This window comes from Herbiconiux sp. VKM Ac-1786 (assembly GCF_015350805.1).
Classification (GTDB): Bacteria; Actinomycetota; Actinomycetes; order Actinomycetales; family Microbacteriaceae; genus Herbiconiux.
In genome coordinates this window covers 90,862-107,854 of sequence record NZ_JADKSG010000002.1, presented here as the reverse complement: position 1 = coordinate 107,854, position 16,993 = coordinate 90,862, and the positions used below count along the sequence as shown (strand labels likewise).

Sequence of the window (16,993 nt, the reverse complement as noted above, 5' to 3'; positions counted from 1 at the left end):
GATTTGGAGTGGTCATGGTTCTGGAGTTCGTATCCCGCGCATCCGTCGTCGAGGCCGGTAAGGTCGGGCAGCCCCTCGCTCTCGTGCTGCACGGGGGCGGTGGGCCGCGCACGGTCGCGCCTCTCGTCGGGCAACTCCGAGAAGGGCGGCGGGTGCTGGCGCCGACGCATCCGGGGTGGGAGGGGACGGCGCTGCCCGAGTCGCTGGCCTCGGTGTCGCAGCTCGCCGCCGACTACCTCGAGCTGCTGGCCGAGGAGCCGCGCGAGGGTGCGGCGACCGTCGTCGGGTCGTCGATCGGCGGGTGGATCGCGCTCGAGATGGCGGTGCAAGCGGCGAAAGACCCGCGCTTCGAAGGCCTGATCGGGTCAGTGATCGTCATCGATTCGGTCGGCGTCGAGGTCGCAGGCGAGCCGATCGCCGACTTCTTCTCGCTCAGCCCGAGGCAGCTCGCCGAGCTCGCGTGGCACGACGCCGATCGCGGGTACCTGGATCCGGCGGGGTTCTCCGACGAGCAGCGCGCCGTGCTGGCCGGCAACGCCCGCGCGATGAAGGCGATGACCGGGAGCGGGATGGCCGACCCGACGCTGCTCAACCGGCTCGAGGCGATGAACGTGCCGACGCTGGTGGTGTGGGGCGCGAGCGACCGCGTCGTGACTCCGGCGTACGGGCGCGCACTGGCAGCTGCCGTGCCCGGTGCCCGGTTCGCCGAGGTCGAGAAGGCCGGGCATCTCCCCCACCTCGAGCAGCCGGCAGCCACCTTCGCCGTGATCGAGAGGTTCCTCGCCGCGACGCGCTGAGCGGGCATCCGGTCACGATCGCCGTGTTCGCGACATTCCTATAGTGAGGGGGTGCACGTGAACGACACGGAGGTGCCGGACGGCGAGTTGCTCGCACGGCTGGCTCAGGGGGATGCCGAGGCGCTCGGCGTCGTGTTCGACCGGCACGCACCGGCCGTCACGCGCTACGCCTGGGCGCTCGCGACCGAGCGGATGGACGTCGAGGAGCTCGTGCAGGACACGTTCTTCACGGTGTGGAGCCGGGGCGCATCCGTCACCATCGCCGGCACCTCGCTGCTGCCGTGGCTGCTCGTCACCTGCCGCAACCACGCACTCAACCTGCAGCGGCGGCGGGCGAAGCACGAGGCCCGCACGCTCGACGACGAGCTCGACCTGGTGGCGACGACGGGCGATCAGGATGCTCGTGACCGCCTGCGCTGGGTGATGGACGAGATCGGGCGCCTGCCGTTCATCGACCGGCGCGTGTGCGAACTGTGTCTCGTCGAGGGGCGGTCGTACGTCGAGGCCGCCGACGAGCTGGGGCTCAGCGTCGACGCGGTGAAGAAACGGGTGTCCCGAGCCAGAACACGACTGCGGAAGGCGGTGGCCGACGATGAGAACTGAACCCCCGACCGGTGACGAGTTGACCCGGCTGCTGACGACGATGAAGGGCGACGTGCTGCGGATGGCGGCTTCCCACCCACCTGCGCCCGAACCCCGTCGGTCGAACGTCAGGCCGCGGGTGCTCGGGGTGCTGGTCGCTGTCGTGAGCGTGGTGCTCGTGGGAGGGGCCGGGGCTGCGCTGGCGCTCGGGGTCATTCCGGGGGTCGGTGCACCCGCGCCGGTGGTGACCGCTTCGGCGACGCCGGCGCCGGGCCCGACCGCGACCATGGAGCCTCCTCCTGCCGTGCAGCCGGCGCCGACGCCCGACACGCCTGAGCCGGTGGCGGTGGATCCGCTGGATCCCGGGACGTGGACGATCGGGTACGACGAGGTGGCGGGGCTGCGGCTCGGGGATTCTCTGGCTGCCTTCGCATCGGCGGCTGGGCTCGTGCCGGTGGACTCGCCGGTCGACTGCCCTGACGGGTACTACACGGTGCCGAATTTCGACGAAGGGTCGCTGATCGTCGACGTGTACCTCGCCGAGCTGGAGGCCGACGGGACGGATGTGCCCGACCCCGTGTTCTCGTTCGCGACGGTGAGCACCCCAGGCGTGGCGGACGCCCCGCTCGAGGGGTCGCCGTCGACGCCCGAGGGCATCCGGTTGGGGTCGTCGGAGGCTGAGCTGCTTGCCGCCTACCCGGGGATCGTGGTGACGCACTCGCGGTACGACGAGCAGGAGGGGTACACGACCTACGTCAGCGGGCCGGTCGACGGGCGGTACCTGGTGTTCCAGGTGGGCACGTCGGAGGCGGGCACGAAGGCGGTGCGGCTCATCCGGTCGTCGACGCAGGATTCGGTGATCGACGTCTGCGATTGAGGCGCTGCCTCAGCGGAGCTCGGCGGCCGCCGCTCGGAGCTCGGTGAAGGCTTCCGCCGTGTAGGTGGCCAGCTCGCCCGGGGTGTCATCGTGCGACGGGTCGGACCAGCGGCGGTAGCCGAGGCCGAAGGCGAGCACGCCGAGTTCGGCGGCGACCTGCGACGCCGTGTCGCTGACGCCGCGGGCTCGCAGCGCATCCGCCATCGCCGCCGCCAGGCCGATGCTCTTCATCGCGTTGCGGGCGCGCAGCTCCTCGTTCGCGTCGATGGCCGCGTGCAGGCGGGGGCCGAGGCCGCGGTTGAAGTCGGTCATCGCGCCGGATGCGCGCTGGAGCCCCGCGGCCACCGCCTCGAGCGGCGTCGCCTCGGCCGGTGACTCGCGGATGCCTTCGGCGAGCAGACCACTCAACATCTCCTGCCCGGCCGAGAGCAGTTCGCGCTTGTCGCTGAAGTGCCGGAAGAACGTGCTGCGGGTCAGCTCGGCGCGCTCGGCGATCTGCGCGACCGTCGTCTCGTCGTAGCCCTGCTCGGTGAAGAGGTCGAGGGCCGCTTCGACGAGGCGGTCGCGCGCATCCGGTTTCCATCTGGGCATAGGTTCATTCTACGTGATGCGACACTTGTCTCATCGTGGTGCTACGGTGATGGGACATCAGTCGCATCACCTGTGGAGGTCTCTCATGCGCGTCTTCATCACCGGGGCAACCGGACTCATCGGCTCGGCCGTCGTGGCCGAACTGCTCGCGAACGGGCACTCCGTCACCGCTCTCACCCGCTCGGACGCGTCGGCGGCCGCAGCTTCAGCAGCCGGCGCCACCGCTGTGCGGGGCTCGCTCGTCGACCTCGACGTGCTGCGTTCGTCGGCCGCCGACGCCGACGGGGTCATCCACCTCGCGTTCGGCAACGACTTCACCTCGGCCGAGGCTCTGGCGCAGAACGTCGCCGAGGAGTCGGCCGCCCTCGCTGCCCTGGGTGACACCCTCGTCGGCACGGGCAAGCCGTTCGTCACGGTGTCGGGCACGCCGTGGATCCCGGGGCGCGCGTCGACCGAGAACGACCTGCTGCCTCTCGACGGGCCGGTCGGCGGGCGCGGCATCTCGGTAGAGCGGATGCTCGGCCTCTCGTCGCGCGGAGTGCGCAGCTCGGCCATCCGTCTGCCCCGCACCGTGCACAACGAGGGGCAGGGCGGTTTCGCCGGACTGCTGACGCAGTTCGCGCGGCAGACCGGGGTCGCGGGGTACCCGGGCGACGGGGCGCAGCGGTGGCCGGCGGTGCACGCGCTGGACGCGGCGGTGCTGTTCCGGCTCGCGCTCGAGGGCTCGCCGGCCGGGCGCGCGTGGCACGCGGTCGACGACGAGAGCGACACGGTGCTCGACATCGTCTCGGTCATCGGGCGGCGCCTCGGGCTGCCGGTCGAACCGCGCCCCCTCGAGGACTTCGGCCCGATCGGCCCGGTCTTCGCGACCGACCAGCCGGCGTCGAGCGCCCTCACGCGCGCGGAGCTCGGCTGGGAGCCGACGCGCCCCCGCCTGCTCGCCGACCTCGAACGGCTGGAGGCCTGAGTTCCTACCCCTGGGCTGTCGGATGGTCGTTATCCACAGCCCGGGCGGGCTTCGGCCTGTGCCTCTATAGTTGCCGCAATCCCTACACTCCCGCCGTTTCGACGACGACCGCGAAGTAGGACACCCATGCCGAATCATGCACGCCACGAGGCTTCCAGTCACCGCCCTGAGGGAAGCCGGATATCCTCGGTTCACCACTTGCGATCGCGAAAAGGAGTCGACATGCCGCTTTCCATCGAACTCAGCGATGACGAGCAGCGGCGCTTCGATGCACTCGCCACTCGCGCCGACCGTCCGATTGCAGCCTTCGCTCACGACGCACTCGTCGCGGGACTGGACGAGCTCGAAGAGATCGCTTGGGCTGAGGACGCGGCGCGGGAGTGGATCGCGTCCGACCAGTCGACCCGCTCTCTCGACGACACCAAGCGCGAGCTCGGTCTGTGACGCAGTGGTCGATCGAGACCAGCGCTGAGTTCGAGAAAGCCCTTCGGAAGGTCGACCGCACCGTCGTCAGACGGGTGCTCGCCTTCCTCGACGATCTTGCTCGGCTGGATGATCCTCGGAGTCGGGGGAAGTCATTGGGCGGCGACTTGGCGGCGTTCTGGCGCTATCGGATCGGTGACTATCGCCTGCTGGTCGAGGTGAAGGACGAGAAGCTGGTCGTCGTGGCCGTTCGTCTGGGGCACCGGTCGACTGTTTACGACCGCTGATTTTCCGGGCCGGCCTCAGAGGGCGGCCGGGCGGGGCTTGAGGGTGACCAGGAGGAGGGCGCCGAGGGCCGCCGAGATGCCGCCCGTGATGAGGGCCGTCTGCACGCCGATGCCGTCGACCAGGAGGCCGCCGATGATGGCGCCGAGGGCGATCGCCACCTGGAACGTGGCCGACTGGAGGCCGCCGACGCTCTCGAGGCGGGTGGGTTCGGCGCGGGCCATCCACGTGGTGAGGGTGGTGGGCACGGCTCCGAAGCCGAGGCCCCAGACCGCGACCGCGGTGATCAGGCCGGGCGTCGTGCTGCCCGCGAGAGCGAAGGTGATCATCGCCGCGCCGAGGAGGACGGGGAAGAGGAGCACGGCGACGCGCATCCGCTTGTCTGCGAGGGGGCCCGCCACCAGGTTGCCCGCCGTGACCGCGATGCCGTAGACCACGAGCAGCAGGGAGAGCTGCGAGGGGTCGAGACCGCCGATGTCGGTGGCCGCTGGTCGGATGTACGTGAAGCCGGTGAAGTGGCCGGCCGCGATCAGGGCGGTGGCGAGGAGGCCGAGCAGGATGAAGCGGGAACGGAGGGTGGCCAGCAGCGGGCGGAAGCCGGGCGCGCCGGTCGAGCGCACGCTCGGCAGCACGAGCAGCTGCACGATCACCGCTACCACGCCGACGACCGCGGCGAGCACGAAGACGGCGCGCCAGCCCCAGAGCTCGCCGAGCCAGGTTCCGAGCGGGATGGCGGCGACGGTGGCCAGTGAGACGCCGACGTTCACCACCGTTAGGCCGCGGCCGAGGCGGTCGGCTGGCACCAGGCGGGCGGTGATGGAGATGGCGAGGGCCCAGAATCCGCCGAGGGAGATGCCGAGGAGCACGCGGGCGAGGAGGAGCACGGAGTAGCTGGGGGCGATGGCGACGAGGAGGTCGGAGACCACGGCCAGAGCCGAGAGGCCGAGCATGAGGTAGCGGCGGTCGACGCGCGGGAGGAGCACAGGGATCGTCAGGCCGGCGATGGCGGCGACGATGGCCGTGACGCTGACCGACTGGCCGGCGACGCCCTCGGTGACACCGAGGTCGGCGGCGACGCGGGTGAGGAGGCTGGCGGGGAGGAACTCGGCCATGACGATGGCGAAGACGCCGAGGCCCAGGGAGACGACGCCGAGCCAGGAGGTGGGAGTGGGGGTCGTGCCGGTGCCGGAGGTGCGGGTGGTCGGAGTGGTGGGGGTGCCCGAGGCCGCGCCCGGCGCGGGGACGGTGGCCGTGCTGGCGGTGCCGGGTGAGGCGAGCTCGTTCGAGGTCATGAGGTGGTGCAACTCCGTGGGGGCTGTGGCATTCCCGAGGGTGCGGTCTGTGATGAGCGGGCGGCCGCAGCCGCGGCGCGAGAGGCCGCGCTGGGGGGCTCCGCCGGGCCGGAGCGGGGCGCGGAAGACGGCGCCGGAGCGGGGCGCGGGAGGCGGCGTCGGAGCGCGCGCCGTGAGACGGTGGAGCCATGGCGGCGTCGACGAGGGGTGACGCGGTGCGCATCGGGGGCAACCCCGGGCTCGGGAGCTGGAAGGTCGTGCTGGTGGTCACAGCGGTGTGCGGCGGCGTGCTCTCGGCGTTCCCGGGGGCGGCCTACGTGGCGCTCGGGCTCGGCGAGTGGAGCTGGGTGCTCGGCTTCCTGACCGCGTGGGCGATCATCGCGGGCGCGCTGCTGCTCGGCCTCCACCTCGCCTACGGCGGCCTCGTCTGGTACCCGTCCGAGCGGGCGGTCGAGCTGCGCGGTCGGCGCGTGCCCGTCGACTCGATCACCGAGGCCTGGCGTTCGCTCAGCTCGAGCGGCACCGCCACCTACGTCGTCTACCGCTTCGTCTCGACCGAGGGGCCGTCGGTGCGGCTGCTCGTCGCGGGGCGTCCGATGAAGGGGCTCGACTCCGGGGGCGTGAAGGCTCTGGCGCGGTTCGTGCGCGAACTGCCGCTGGTGGTTCCGGATGCGCAGGCGAGCCCCCTTGGCGATGAAGGCGGTCCCCGGCTGACCGATCGTCAGCGCGCCGCCGCTGTGTCCTTCACGACCGGCGGCGGCAAGTCCCGGGTCGGGCGCGAGACGCTGCTCACCGAGCTGGGCGCTGATGAGCCGAGGAATGGCGAGAGCCAAGAGAACGCGGCACCGGCACCCGACGTGCCCGCGTATCTGCCGCCGGCATCCACTCGTCGACACCGACCGGCCGGAGATCGTGTCGTCATCTCGGCCCGCGAAGCTGCCCGCCTGGAGCGCGAATGGGAGGCCGACGACCAGCACGCCGAGCGGATGCTCGCCGCCGACCCCGGCCGCGCTCAGACCTACCGGCGCCTCTTCTTCTGGCTGACTGCCGGCTCGCTGGCTGTCGCCGTCATCGCAATCGTGCTCGCGATCGTCGGGGAGGACAGCAGTGACGGCCTGCTGGGCTCGGTCGACGACGACCTCGTCGTCGCGCTGATCATCGGGCCCGGGCTCCTCGCCCTCCTCTTCTACATCGGGCTGTGCGCGGCCGCGGATGCGCAGCTGCGCCACGTCCGCCGCCTCGGCCGGCGCTGGCTCGACGAGCGCTCGCGCGACGACCCCGAGGTACGGACCCGCGGCCTCGCCGCCTCCCTGCTCGCGGCGTGGGTGGGGTCGGCGCTGCGCCTGCGCTCCGTGCTGGCGTTCCTGCTCTGCCTGCTGGGCTCGTTCGTGGTCATCGCCTCCGTCTTCTTCTTCACCGATGACTCACCCCTCGGCGGCGCGCTGTGCCTGGCGGTCGGGGTCGCGCTCGTGGTGGTCGGGGTGCTGCTGTTCCTGCGGGTGCAGCGGCGCAAGCGGGCGGATGCCGAGCAGCTCGTGCTCCTCGGCGGCTGGCGCGTGCTGCCGCCCGACATCGAGCGCTGACCCTCCGAACGAGAGGTGCCGTCGCGCCCTGCCCGCGGCCCGCGTGCGGCGAGAGCGCGTTTCCGGCGTGTAAACGATCAACTGCAAACTGTTGACAGTTGGCAGACCCTCTGCTTGCATAGGGCAAATCGTTCGACGGAGAAGGAAGACGCCATGAGCAGCTCGAGCACCGCCCCCGCAGTCCACGACCCCACGACCATCTCGCCGCGGGTCATCGCCGCCGGCGCCGTCGGCTCGATCGTCGAGTACTTCGACTTCGCGGTGTACGGCTACGTCGCCACGATCCTCGCGGTGAAGTTCTTCGCCGAGGGCGACCCGGTCACCGCCCTCCTCTCGACCCTCGCCACCTTCGCCGTCGCGTTCGTGCTGCGACCGGTCGGCGCCCTGCTGTTCGGGCACTTCGGCGACAAGTTCGGTCGCAAGAACGCGCTGGCGCTGACGATCATCCTGATGGCCGCCGCCAGCGGACTGATCGGCATCCTCCCGACCTATGGCGCCATCGGCGTCGGCGCCACGCTGCTGCTCGTGCTCGCCCGCTCGCTGCAGGGCCTCGCGGCCGGTGGCGAACTGGGCGGTGCCGCCTCGTTCGTGGCCGAGAAGTCGCCCCGCGCCAAGCGCGGCCTCTTCACCTCGACCACCCAGATGGGCGCCCTCGCCGGCTCGCTGATCGCCTCGGTCACCGTCACGGTTCTGAACCTCACGCTCGGTAGCGACGTGATGAACGACTGGGGCTGGCGGCTGCCGTTCCTGATCGCCATCCCGATCGGGCTGTTCGGCCTCTGGGTGCGCAACGGCCTCGAGGAGACCGAGGAGTTCAAGGCCGCCCGCAAGTCGGTCGCGACGGTGAAGCAGACCCCCGTCAAGACGATGTTCCTGCGCCACCCGGGTGCCCTGCTCCGGGTCGTCGCCCTCTCGATCCTGCTGTTCTCGGCCTACTACGTCGCCTACGTCTACGTGAACATCCACATGCAGACCGTGCTCGGCTTCGACGCGAACTTCTCCTACCTCTCCACCACGCTCACGCTGCTGGTCTCGGTGATCGCCATGCCCTTCTTCGGCGCCCTCTCCGACCGCGTCGGCCGCAAGCCGGTGTTCCTCGGGGCGACCATCGCCGCCCTCGTGCTGTCCGTGCCCGCGTTCCTGCTGTTCGAGCAGGGCGGCGTGGTCGCGATCCTCGCCCACATCGTGCTGGGCCTCGTCGACTCGGCGCTGATGGGCGTCGCGCTCTCGACCTACGCCGAGATGTTCCCCACCGAGATCCGCTACACCGGCATCGCCTTCGGGTTCAGCGTCGGCGCCGCGCTCGCCGGCGGCACCGCTCCTTATATCTGCACCTGGCTGATCGGCCTGACGGGCAACCCGCTCGCGCCGGCCTTCTTCGTGATCGTCACCGCGCTGATTACCCTGATCCCAGCCCTGCGTCTGAAAGAGACCAAGGGAATCGAACTGAGCCAGGTGTGATGACAGTGACCCCCCAGCCCGAATCCGACGCCCGCGCCGCCATCCACCGGGGAACGGTGTCGCGCCAGACCGAGGCCATCCTCCGTGACATGGTGCTCGACGGCACCCTCGCCCCCGGTGAGCGCCTCAACGAGGTGACCATCGCCGACTCGCTCGGCGTCAGTCGCGGTCCCCTCCGCGAGGCGATCCAGAAGCTCGCCGGCGAGGGCCTGCTGCAGCTGAAGAGCCACCGCGGCGCCTTCGTGCGCAAGTACGAGCCGCGCGAGATCATCGAGGCCTACGAGCTGCGCATCGCTCTCGAGCTCTACGCGGTGCGGCTCGTCATCGAGCGCGCCGACGACGAGAGCCTGGCCGCCCTGCGGGTGCTGCTCGAGACGGATGCTCCGGGCACTCCCGGCACCACCATCCCGCCGACTCCCCCGCTCGACCCGGGCGCAGAAGTCCCGCGCACCGCCGGACCGTACGTCGCCGAGCTCGACTTCCACCAGCGCATGGTGAGCCTCTCGGGCAACTCGGCCATCACGGCCGCGGCGCTCAAGGTCAACCACCGGCTGTACCTCGCCCTCACCCACACCGAACGCACCCAGGCCCGGCGGGAGCACGCGAACGACGAGCACCTCGCGTTCCTCGACGCTCTCTGCGACCGCCGAACCGCCGATGCGACCCGCCTGCTCGAGGAGCACCTCCAGGCGTCGCTGGCGAACACGCTCTCGGTGCTCGGGCTCGAACCCCTCACCTCCACCCACCGCTCCACACCCTCTGAGGATCTGCACCATGCCTGATTTCGATCTCTCCCTCCGCGGCGGCCGCGCCGTGCTCCCCGGCATCGGTCTGACCGACGCCGACCTCTACGTGAAGGACGGGCGCATCGCCGCGATCGTCGCCCCCGGCACCACGCTCGACGCCGCCGAGGTCGTCGACGTCGACGGCAAGTGGGTGCTCCCCGGCGTCGTCGACGCCCACGTGCACCTCGGCCAGGACATCTCGGCCCCCAAGACCGTCGACGACGCCGAGAAGGAGACCGCCTCGGCCGCCGCCGGCGGCGTCACCACGATGATCGCCTACCTGATGAGTCCGCAGCCGTACGAGGAGGTCTTCCCCGGTGCCCGCGAGGTCATGCAGGCTAACGCCCACACCGACTTCGGCTTCCACTTCTGCGTCGTCACGCCGGAGCAGGTGACGAGCATCCCCTCGTACGCCGCCGACCTGGGCGTGTCGAGCTACAAGGTGTTCACGAACTTCCGCGGGCAGGAGGGCGCCTACCTCGGCCTGCCGGGCAACGACGACGCGTTCCTCTTCGACGCCCTCGAGGCGGCGGCCGAGGCCGGCGGGATGATCGCCCAGCACGCCGAGAACATCGAGCTCGTCTGGCGCCTGCGCGAGCGCACCCCGCAGGAGCCCGACGCCGGGCTGCCCGGCTGGAACGCGATCCGCCCGCCGTACGTCGAGGCCGAGGCCGAGGGCCGCGTCGGCTACCTCGCCAGCGTGACCGGAGCATCCGCCTACGCCGTGCACGTCACGAGCCCCGAGTCGCTCGCCGCCATCGAGCGCCAGAAGAGCCACTACGGCAACCTCTTCGTCGAGACCTGCCCGCACTACCTGACGCTGAACGAGGAGTCGCCGATCGGGTCCCGCGGCAAGGTGAACCCGCCGCTGCGCACAGCCGCCGACAACGAGGCCCTGTGGGACGCGATCGCCGCCGGGCGGATCGACGTGCTCGGCTCCGACCACGTGCCGCGCCACTTCAGCGCGAAGGACAAGGACATCTGGTCGGCGTCGGCCGGCTTCCCGGGCAGCGGCACGATGTTCCCGCTGTTCCTGTCCGAGGCGCTGCGGCGGGGCGTCCCGCTCGAGACCGTCGTGAGCATGACCGCAACCCGGCCCGCGCAGCTCTTCGGCTTCGGCGAGCGCAAGGGCCTGCTGCGGGTCGGCTACGACGCCGACTTCGTGGTGGTCGACCCCGAGCAGCCCTTCGAGGTGGCAGCGGCGTCACAGCACTCGGGCGCCGAGTACAGCGTCTGGGAGGGCTGGACCTCGAGCGTGAGCATCCAGCACACCATCCTCGCCGGTCGCTTCACCGTGCGCGACGGCGCACTGACCGAGGTGACGGGCGACTACGTGCCCCGCCGCTTCAGCGGGCGCAGCGCCCTCGACGCCCTGGCCGGCGAGAGCACGATCAGCACCGTGGGAGGGGCCCGATGACCGACAGCACCGCACCCTGGAACGACGTCATCACCGACGACGACCTGCGCCGCTACGAGGCCGCCGGCTTCGGCCGGCCGAGCGGCATCGGGTCGAAGCCCGCGCTGCTCATCATCGACGCGCAGTACCGCACCGTCGGCATGACCCCGAAGCCCTTCTTCGAGTCGGTCGAGCAGGACTTCACCACCAGCTGCGGCGACGTGGGGTGGGATGCGCTGGCGAACGTCGCCCGGCTGCTCCCCTTGTTCCGTGCGAACGGCTGGCCCGTCATCTACCCTTACGTCGCTCCGAAGAAGTCGTTCGACCAGGGGCGGCTCGGGGCGAAGGTGCCCGGCATCATGACCATCGCCGACGAGGGCTACGAGTTCGTCGACCTGATCGCGCCGGAGGAGGGCGAGATCCTGCTGCCGAAGCGGCACCCGAGCGCGTTCTTCGGCACGCCGCTGCTGAGCTTCCTGATCGAGCGGGGCATCGACACGCTCGTGGTGACCGGTGCGACGACGAGCGGATGCGTGCGCGGCACGGTCGTCGACGGCTTCTCGTACAACTTCCGGGTGCTGGTGCCGCACGACGCGGTGTACGACCGGTCGGCGACGGTGCACCAGGTGAATCTGTTCGACATGGGGCAGAAGTACGCCGACGTGGCGTCGACCGGTGAGGTCGTGGAGCTGCTGTCGGGAGTGGCGCCGGCCGAGTCGGCCGGTGCCGGGGACGGCGCGCGATGACCGCCGCGCCCTCGATCACCGATGCCGTGCTCGCCGACCGGTACGACCTCATCGTGGTGGGCGCCGGGGCCTGCGGGCTGGTGGCTGCCCTCGCCGCGAGCGATGCCGGATGCTCGGTGGTGGTTCTGGAGAAGCTCGACTCCCCCGGCGGCAACACGACGCTCAGCACCGGATCGGTGCCGGGCGCCGGCACCCGGTTCCAGCGCGAGGCGGGCATCGAGGACTCCCCCGCCCGGATGGTCGAGGACCTGCTGCGCACCAGCGGACCGCACGACGCCGAGCACCTCGTCGAGCTGATGGCCGAGACCTCGGCCGAGGTGATCGAATGGCTGGTCGACGACCACGACATCGGCCTGCACCTCATCACCGACTACAAGCACGTCGGGCACTCGGTGGCCCGCCTGCACGCCCCCTCCGACCGGAACGGGGCGAACCTCACCGCCGATCTCGTGCGGGCGGTGTCCCGCGCGCACGTGCCGATCGTCACGGGCACGCCGGTCACCTCGCTCACCACCTCCGACGGGCGCGTCACCGGGGTCGTCGCCGAGACCCCCGACGGCCCGCGCACGATCACCGCGGGCGCCGTGGTGCTCGCCTCGAACGGATTCGGCGCCGACCGCTCGCTGCTCCGCGAGCTCATCCCGGCCATGGCCGACGCGCCCTACCACGGTGCCGCCGGCTCGACCGGTGAGGGCATCGCCTGGGCGCAGCAGCTCGGCGCTCCGCTCGCGAACGCCACCGCCTACCAGGCCTATGCGGCGGTCGCGACCGACGAGGGCGACATCCTCTCCTGGACCACGGTCGAGCGGGGCGCCGTGATCGTCGGCCCCGACGGGCGACGCCTCGGCGACGAGTCGGTGGGCTACTCCGACTTCGCCGGCGTGATCGCGGCGCAGACCCCCGAGAGCTTCGCCGTCATGGACGAGCGCATCCACGACTACGTCGCCCGCCACGAGCCGCGGTTCGTGAAGATCATCGACCTCGGCCGGGTGCAGCGGGCCGCCGACCTCGACGAGCTCGCCGCCCTGATCGGCTGCGACGTGTCCGCGCTCGGGGCGACCCTCGACGCGGCGGCCACCGCAGCGAGCGGCACGGCCGCCGACGAGTTCGGGCGCACCGACTTCGGCACGGGCGGCGCCCTCCAGGCTCCCTACTTCGTCTGCCGCACGCACCCGGCGATGTTCCACACGCAGGGCGGGGTGTCGGTCGACCGCGACGCCCGCGTGCTCGACGGAGCGGGCGAGGCGATCCCCGGGCTGTACGCCGGAGGCGGGGTCGCCGCCGGCATCTCGGGACGCGAGGGTGCCGGCGGCTACGCCTCGGGCAACGGGCTCTCGACCGCCGTCGGGCTGGGCTACGCGGCCGGTCGGCACGTGGGGGCAACGACTCGGGCAGACTGATCACACGGTCAAGGGGGTGAGTGCGCGTGAGTGAGGCAGTGGGGACGGCGACGCTGATCGTGCTGTGCGGGCGCAGCTTCTCGGGGAAGTCGACGCTCGGCATCGCGCTCGCCGCGAGCTGGGGCGCCGAGGTCGTCAGCCTCGACGCGATCAACGAGCGGCGCGGGCTTCCCAGCGGGCACGTCATCCCCGTCGAGGAGTGGCAGCGCACGCACGAGGTGGCGCGGGGCGAGGTCGTGGCGCTGCTGGCATCCCGCCGGTCGGTCGTCCTCGACGACACGAGCTCGCTGCGCTTCCTGCGGGAGGGATGGCGGGCGCTCGCGCGGGAGGCGGGCGCGGTGTTCGCGCTCGTCTTCGTCGACACGGCGCGGGACGAGATCGAGCGGCGGGTGCGGGCGAATCGCGCGGATCCGGTGCGGCACGATGTGGAGGACGGGGTGCTCGCCGAGCATCTCGACGGGTTCGAGGCGCCCGGCGCCGACGAGCGGCCGGTCGTGGTCGGCGGCGGGGTCGTGGTCGACGCGGAGGACGTCGTGGCGCGCATCCGCTCGCAGCTCGACGGGTGAGCAGGTCACCAGGTCGCCCCGCGCATCCGCTCGCAGCTCGACGGGTGAGCAGGCCAGGAGGTCATCGCGCGCATCCGCTCACCAGCTGACGAGTGAGCGGACGCGGGGTCGTACCGCGGGATGACGGGCGCCCCGAGGATGGTCCCGCAGGCCGATCCCTCGCGCGACACCCGCTGAATAGCGTGAGGGCATGAGAGCGAACGAGGAGCGCGCCGTCGTCGCGCGCGGCATCACCAAGACCTTCGGCAGCGGCGAGTCGCCCGTGCAGGCCCTGCGGGGCATCGACCTCGAGATCGGCGCCGGCTCGATCACGGCCGTGATGGGGCCGAGCGGATCGGGCAAGTCGACCCTGCTGCAGGTCGTCGCCGGGCTCGACGCCCCGACCACCGGGCAGGTCTGGCTGGCCGGCCAGGAGATCACCGGCATGCGCGACGAGCAGCTCACCCTGCTGCGGCGCGAGCGGCTCGGCTTCGTGTTCCAGGCGTTCAACCTGCTGCCGTCGCTGAGCGCGGAGGAGAACATCCGCCTGCCGTTCCTCCTCGCCGGAGGGCGGCCGGGCGCCGACGACGAGCTCTGGATCGCCGCCGTGATCAGCCGCCTGGGCCTCAACGACCGGCTGACGCACCGACCGCACCAGCTCTCGGGCGGGCAGCAGCAGCGCGTCGCCATCGCCCGCGCGCTCGCCACTCGGCCCGCCGTGATCTTCGCCGACGAGCCCTCCGGCGCCCTCGACAGCGCCTCGGGCGACGAGGTGCTCGGGCTGCTGCGCTCGGCCTCGACCGAATACGGCCAGACCGTCGTGCTGATCACCCATGACTCGCGGGCGGCGAGCATCGCCGATCGGGTGATCCGCATGAGCGACGGCCTGATCGTCGACGACTTCCCCGGCGGTACCGCCGAGCAGATCGGCGAGCGGATGCTCGGGGTGACCGAATGAGGCTCTGGGCCCTGCGCGAACTGCGCGAGACCGCCGGTCGCTACGCCGCGGGCGTGGCCGTCGTCGCGGTCGTCGCCGCCTTCGCGGTGCTGCTGCTCGAGACCATCGAGGTGTTCGTGCGGATGCTCGCGACCACCGACATGGGCGACGCCGCCCCCGTGCGTGCCGCGCTGACCTCCGTCGGTCTCGTCTTCCTCGGTATCGCGGTGCTGACCGCCGCGATCGTCATCTCCGGCACCTTCGCGACCGTGTACGCCGGACGGCGGCGGGACATCGCGCTGCTCCGCCTCGTCGGAGCCACCTCGGCGCAGGTGCGCCGGGCCTCGCGGATCGACGGGCTCGCGGTGGGGCTGGCCGGTGCGGTCGCGGGGATCGCCGCGGGCATCCTGATCTCTCTGGGGGCCATCGGCATCCTGAACGCCTCGCTCGGCATCGGGCTGGAGTTCGCGTGGACGCCGCAGCTCGTCGTCGTGCCGCTCGTGGTGTGCGTAGCCGTGTCGGCGCTGGCCGCGTCGAGCGGGGCGAAGGTCGTGGCGCGGGTGTCGCCCGCCGAAGGAGCCCGGAGCGATGGCGGCGGCACGCAGCTGCCGGCCGCCGTGGCGCGGGGGCGCGGCATCGCGGGCGTGGTGCTGTTCGTGGTCGGCGGGGCCATTCTCGCGCTGGGCCTGATCGCGGGGCTGGTGTCGCCGTTCGGGCTGCTGATCGCGTTCCCGGGCGGGGTGCTGTCGATCGTCGGGGTGATCCTCGGGGCGTCCGCGCTCACGGCGCCGATCGTGGCCGCCGTCACCCGGCTGCTGCGCGGGCGCGGCGAGTACCTGCTCGCCGGGGCGAACCTGCGGGCGAACGCCGTGCGCACGGCCCGCACCATCGTGTCGGTGCTGATCGGGGTGACGCTCGTAACCATGTTCACGGTCGCCGGCGAGATGTACCTCGCGCAGACCCGTGCCTACTTCGGCGACGCGGTCGAGTTCGAGGCCGTGGCGCAGTTCATCACGGTGATGCTCGTCGTCGTGTACGTGCTCACCGCGTTCTCGGTGCTCGTCGCGGCGATCGGGCTCGGCAGCAACCTGTCGCTCTCGGTGCTGCAGCGTCAGCGCGAGATCGCGGTGCTGCGCTCGGTCGGGTTGACCTCGGGGCAGGCGCAGCGGATGGTGCTCGTCGAGAGCGTCGTCGTCGCGGGCATCGGGGCGGTGCTCGGGCTGGCGCTCGGCGTGCTCTACGGGTTCGTCGGGGCCAACTCGACCTTCGGGTCGCAGGGCTTCAGCGGGCCGGTGCTGTCGCCGTGGTTCGTGGTGGCGGTGCTGGGCGGGGCGGTCGCGTTCTCGGTGCTGGCGTCGCTGCTCCCCGGCCGCCGCGCGGCCCGCGTGCACCCCGCGGAGGCGCTCCGCGACGCGTGAGCCCGCACGGGGGCGTAGGGTGATAACCGACAAACGTTGGATATACGCAGGAGGTCTCATCGTGAACCGGTTCGCTGATCGTGTCGTGCTCATCACCGGCGGAGGGTCGGGCCTCGGCCGCGCCGCCGCCGTGCGCCTGGCCGCGGAGGGGGCGAAGCTCGCTCTCGTCGACGTGTCCGAGCCGGGGCTCGGCGCATCCGTCGACGCCGTGAAGGAGGCGAGCCCCGAGGCGGAGGTCGTCACGATCGTCGCCGACGTGTCGAAGGAGGAGGACGTCGACCGCTACGTCGCCACGACCCTCGAGGCCTTCGGCCGCATCGACGGCTTCTTCAACAACGCCGGCATCGAGGGGAAGCAGAACCTCACGGAGGACTTCACCGCCGCCGAGTTCGACCGCGTGATCGCGATCAACCTGCGCGGGGTGTTCCTCGGCCTCGAGAAGGTGCTGAAGGTGATGCGCGAGCAGGGCTCGGGCATGGTGGTCAACACGGCGAGCGTCGGGGGCATCCGCGGCATCGGCAGCCAGTCGGGCTACGCCGCCGCCAAGCACGGCGTCGTCGGGCTGACCCGCAACTCGGCCGTGGAGTACGGGGAGTTCGGCATCCGCATCAACGCCATCGCGCCCGGCGCCATCTGGACGCCCATGGTCGAGAACTCGATGAAGCAGCTCGACCCCGAGAACCCGCGCGGGGCGGCAGAGCAGTTCATCCAGGCCAATCCGACGAAGCGCTACGGCGAGGCGCCCGAGATCGCGTCGGTCGTGGCGTTCCTGCTGAGCGACGACGCCTCGTACGTGAACGCGACGGTGGTGCCGATCGACGGCGGGCAGTCCTACAAGTACTGACCCACACGGGCGACAAGTACTGACTCACACGGGCGACCGCCCGGCGTCCCCACAACGCCGAGCG

At 71.5% G+C, this 16,993-nt stretch carries 18 protein-coding genes; 16 read left to right on the top strand and 2 right to left on the bottom strand.

The window, feature by feature from the left end:
- The first annotated feature begins 14 nt into the window (after positions 1-14).
- The 3 genes from ITJ64_RS11530 to ITJ64_RS11520 are packed head-to-tail and all read left to right on the top strand — an operon-like array spanning position 15 to position 2,256.
- Positions 15-797 carry an alpha/beta fold hydrolase gene (locus ITJ64_RS11530; RefSeq protein ID WP_194680954.1) on the top strand — a complete coding sequence of 261 codons (783 nt, stop codon included), beginning with the start codon at positions 15-17 and terminating at the stop codon, positions 795-797.
- Positions 798-854: 57 nt separating this feature from the next.
- On the top strand, positions 855-1,400 hold the full coding sequence (locus tag ITJ64_RS11525) for an RNA polymerase sigma factor (RefSeq protein WP_194680953.1): 546 nt from the start codon (positions 855-857) through the stop codon (positions 1,398-1,400).
- Positions 1,390-2,256, top strand: a complete 867-nt coding sequence (locus ITJ64_RS11520) for a hypothetical protein (RefSeq protein ID WP_194680952.1) — start codon at positions 1,390-1,392, stop codon at positions 2,254-2,256. The genes ITJ64_RS11525 and ITJ64_RS11520 overlap by 11 nt, the downstream gene beginning before the upstream one ends.
- Positions 2,257-2,265: 9 nt before the next feature.
- Here the strand turns inward: ITJ64_RS11520 and ITJ64_RS11515 are convergent, their stop codons facing one another.
- A complete protein-coding gene (locus tag ITJ64_RS11515) occupies positions 2,266-2,847 on the bottom strand; it encodes a TetR/AcrR family transcriptional regulator (protein ID WP_194680951.1) in 582 nt (193 codons plus the stop codon).
- Between the two features lie 85 nt (positions 2,848-2,932).
- Between ITJ64_RS11515 and ITJ64_RS11510 the strand changes: the two genes are divergently transcribed.
- The 3 genes from ITJ64_RS11510 to ITJ64_RS11500 all read left to right on the top strand — a co-directional run bounded on the left by ITJ64_RS11510 (position 2,933) and on the right by ITJ64_RS11500 (position 4,524).
- Positions 2,933-3,814, top strand: coding sequence for an NAD-dependent epimerase/dehydratase family protein (locus ITJ64_RS11510; protein ID WP_194680950.1), 882 nt, complete (start codon positions 2,933-2,935; stop codon positions 3,812-3,814).
- 222 nt (positions 3,815-4,036) lie between these two features.
- Positions 4,037-4,258 (top strand): CopG family transcriptional regulator, encoded by a 222-nt coding sequence (locus tag ITJ64_RS11505; RefSeq protein ID WP_194680949.1) that lies wholly within the window; start codon positions 4,037-4,039, stop codon positions 4,256-4,258.
- A complete protein-coding gene (locus ITJ64_RS11500; protein WP_194680948.1) occupies positions 4,255-4,524 on the top strand; it encodes a type II toxin-antitoxin system RelE/ParE family toxin in 270 nt (89 codons plus the stop codon). The genes ITJ64_RS11505 and ITJ64_RS11500 overlap by 4 nt, the downstream gene beginning before the upstream one ends.
- 15 nt (positions 4,525-4,539) lie before the next feature.
- Here the strand turns inward: ITJ64_RS11500 and ITJ64_RS11495 are convergent, their stop codons facing one another.
- Positions 4,540-5,814 carry an MFS transporter gene (locus tag ITJ64_RS11495; protein WP_194680947.1) on the bottom strand — a complete coding sequence of 425 codons (1,275 nt, stop codon included), beginning with the start codon at positions 5,812-5,814 and terminating at the stop codon, positions 4,540-4,542.
- Between the two features lie 188 nt (positions 5,815-6,002).
- Here ITJ64_RS11495 and ITJ64_RS11490 point away from each other — a divergent pair, with 188 nt between their 5' ends.
- The 10 genes from ITJ64_RS11490 (at position 6,003) to ITJ64_RS11445 (ending at position 16,929) form a co-directional block, all read left to right on the top strand.
- Positions 6,003-7,397: a hypothetical protein gene (locus ITJ64_RS11490; RefSeq protein ID WP_194680946.1), complete on the top strand. Its 1,395-nt coding sequence runs from the start codon at positions 6,003-6,005 to the stop codon at positions 7,395-7,397.
- Between the two features lie 153 nt (positions 7,398-7,550).
- Positions 7,551-8,858, top strand: coding sequence for an MFS transporter (locus tag ITJ64_RS11485; RefSeq protein WP_194680945.1), 1,308 nt, complete (start codon positions 7,551-7,553; stop codon positions 8,856-8,858).
- A gap of 5 nt (positions 8,859-8,863) precedes the next feature.
- Positions 8,864-9,640 (top strand): GntR family transcriptional regulator, encoded by a 777-nt coding sequence (locus ITJ64_RS11480; RefSeq protein WP_194680944.1) that lies wholly within the window; start codon positions 8,864-8,866, stop codon positions 9,638-9,640.
- Entirely contained in the window at positions 9,633-11,060 is a 1,428-nt protein-coding gene (locus ITJ64_RS11475) for a dihydroorotase family protein (RefSeq protein WP_194680943.1), read from the top strand. The genes ITJ64_RS11480 and ITJ64_RS11475 overlap by 8 nt, the downstream gene beginning before the upstream one ends.
- Positions 11,057-11,785, top strand: a complete 729-nt coding sequence (locus ITJ64_RS11470) for an isochorismatase family protein (protein WP_194680942.1) — start codon at positions 11,057-11,059, stop codon at positions 11,783-11,785. The genes ITJ64_RS11475 and ITJ64_RS11470 overlap by 4 nt, the downstream gene beginning before the upstream one ends.
- Positions 11,782-13,185: an FAD-dependent oxidoreductase gene (locus ITJ64_RS11465; RefSeq protein ID WP_194680941.1), complete on the top strand. Its 1,404-nt coding sequence runs from the start codon at positions 11,782-11,784 to the stop codon at positions 13,183-13,185. Before ITJ64_RS11470 ends, ITJ64_RS11465 begins: the two co-directional genes overlap by 4 nt.
- A gap of 26 nt (positions 13,186-13,211) precedes the next feature.
- Positions 13,212-13,751 carry an AAA family ATPase gene (locus ITJ64_RS11460; protein ID WP_370545163.1) on the top strand — a complete coding sequence of 180 codons (540 nt, stop codon included), beginning with the start codon at positions 13,212-13,214 and terminating at the stop codon, positions 13,749-13,751.
- Positions 13,752-13,941: 190 nt separating this feature from the next.
- Positions 13,942-14,688 (top strand): ABC transporter ATP-binding protein, encoded by a 747-nt coding sequence (locus ITJ64_RS11455; protein ID WP_194680940.1) that lies wholly within the window; start codon positions 13,942-13,944, stop codon positions 14,686-14,688.
- Complete coding sequence (locus ITJ64_RS11450) at positions 14,685-16,085, top strand: FtsX-like permease family protein (protein ID WP_194680939.1); 1,401 nt, start codon at positions 14,685-14,687, stop codon at positions 16,083-16,085. The genes ITJ64_RS11455 and ITJ64_RS11450 overlap by 4 nt, the downstream gene beginning before the upstream one ends.
- Before the next feature lie 61 nt (positions 16,086-16,146).
- Entirely contained in the window at positions 16,147-16,929 is a 783-nt protein-coding gene (locus ITJ64_RS11445; protein WP_370545162.1) for a glucose 1-dehydrogenase, read from the top strand.
- The last annotated feature ends 64 nt before the right edge of the window (positions 16,930-16,993 follow it).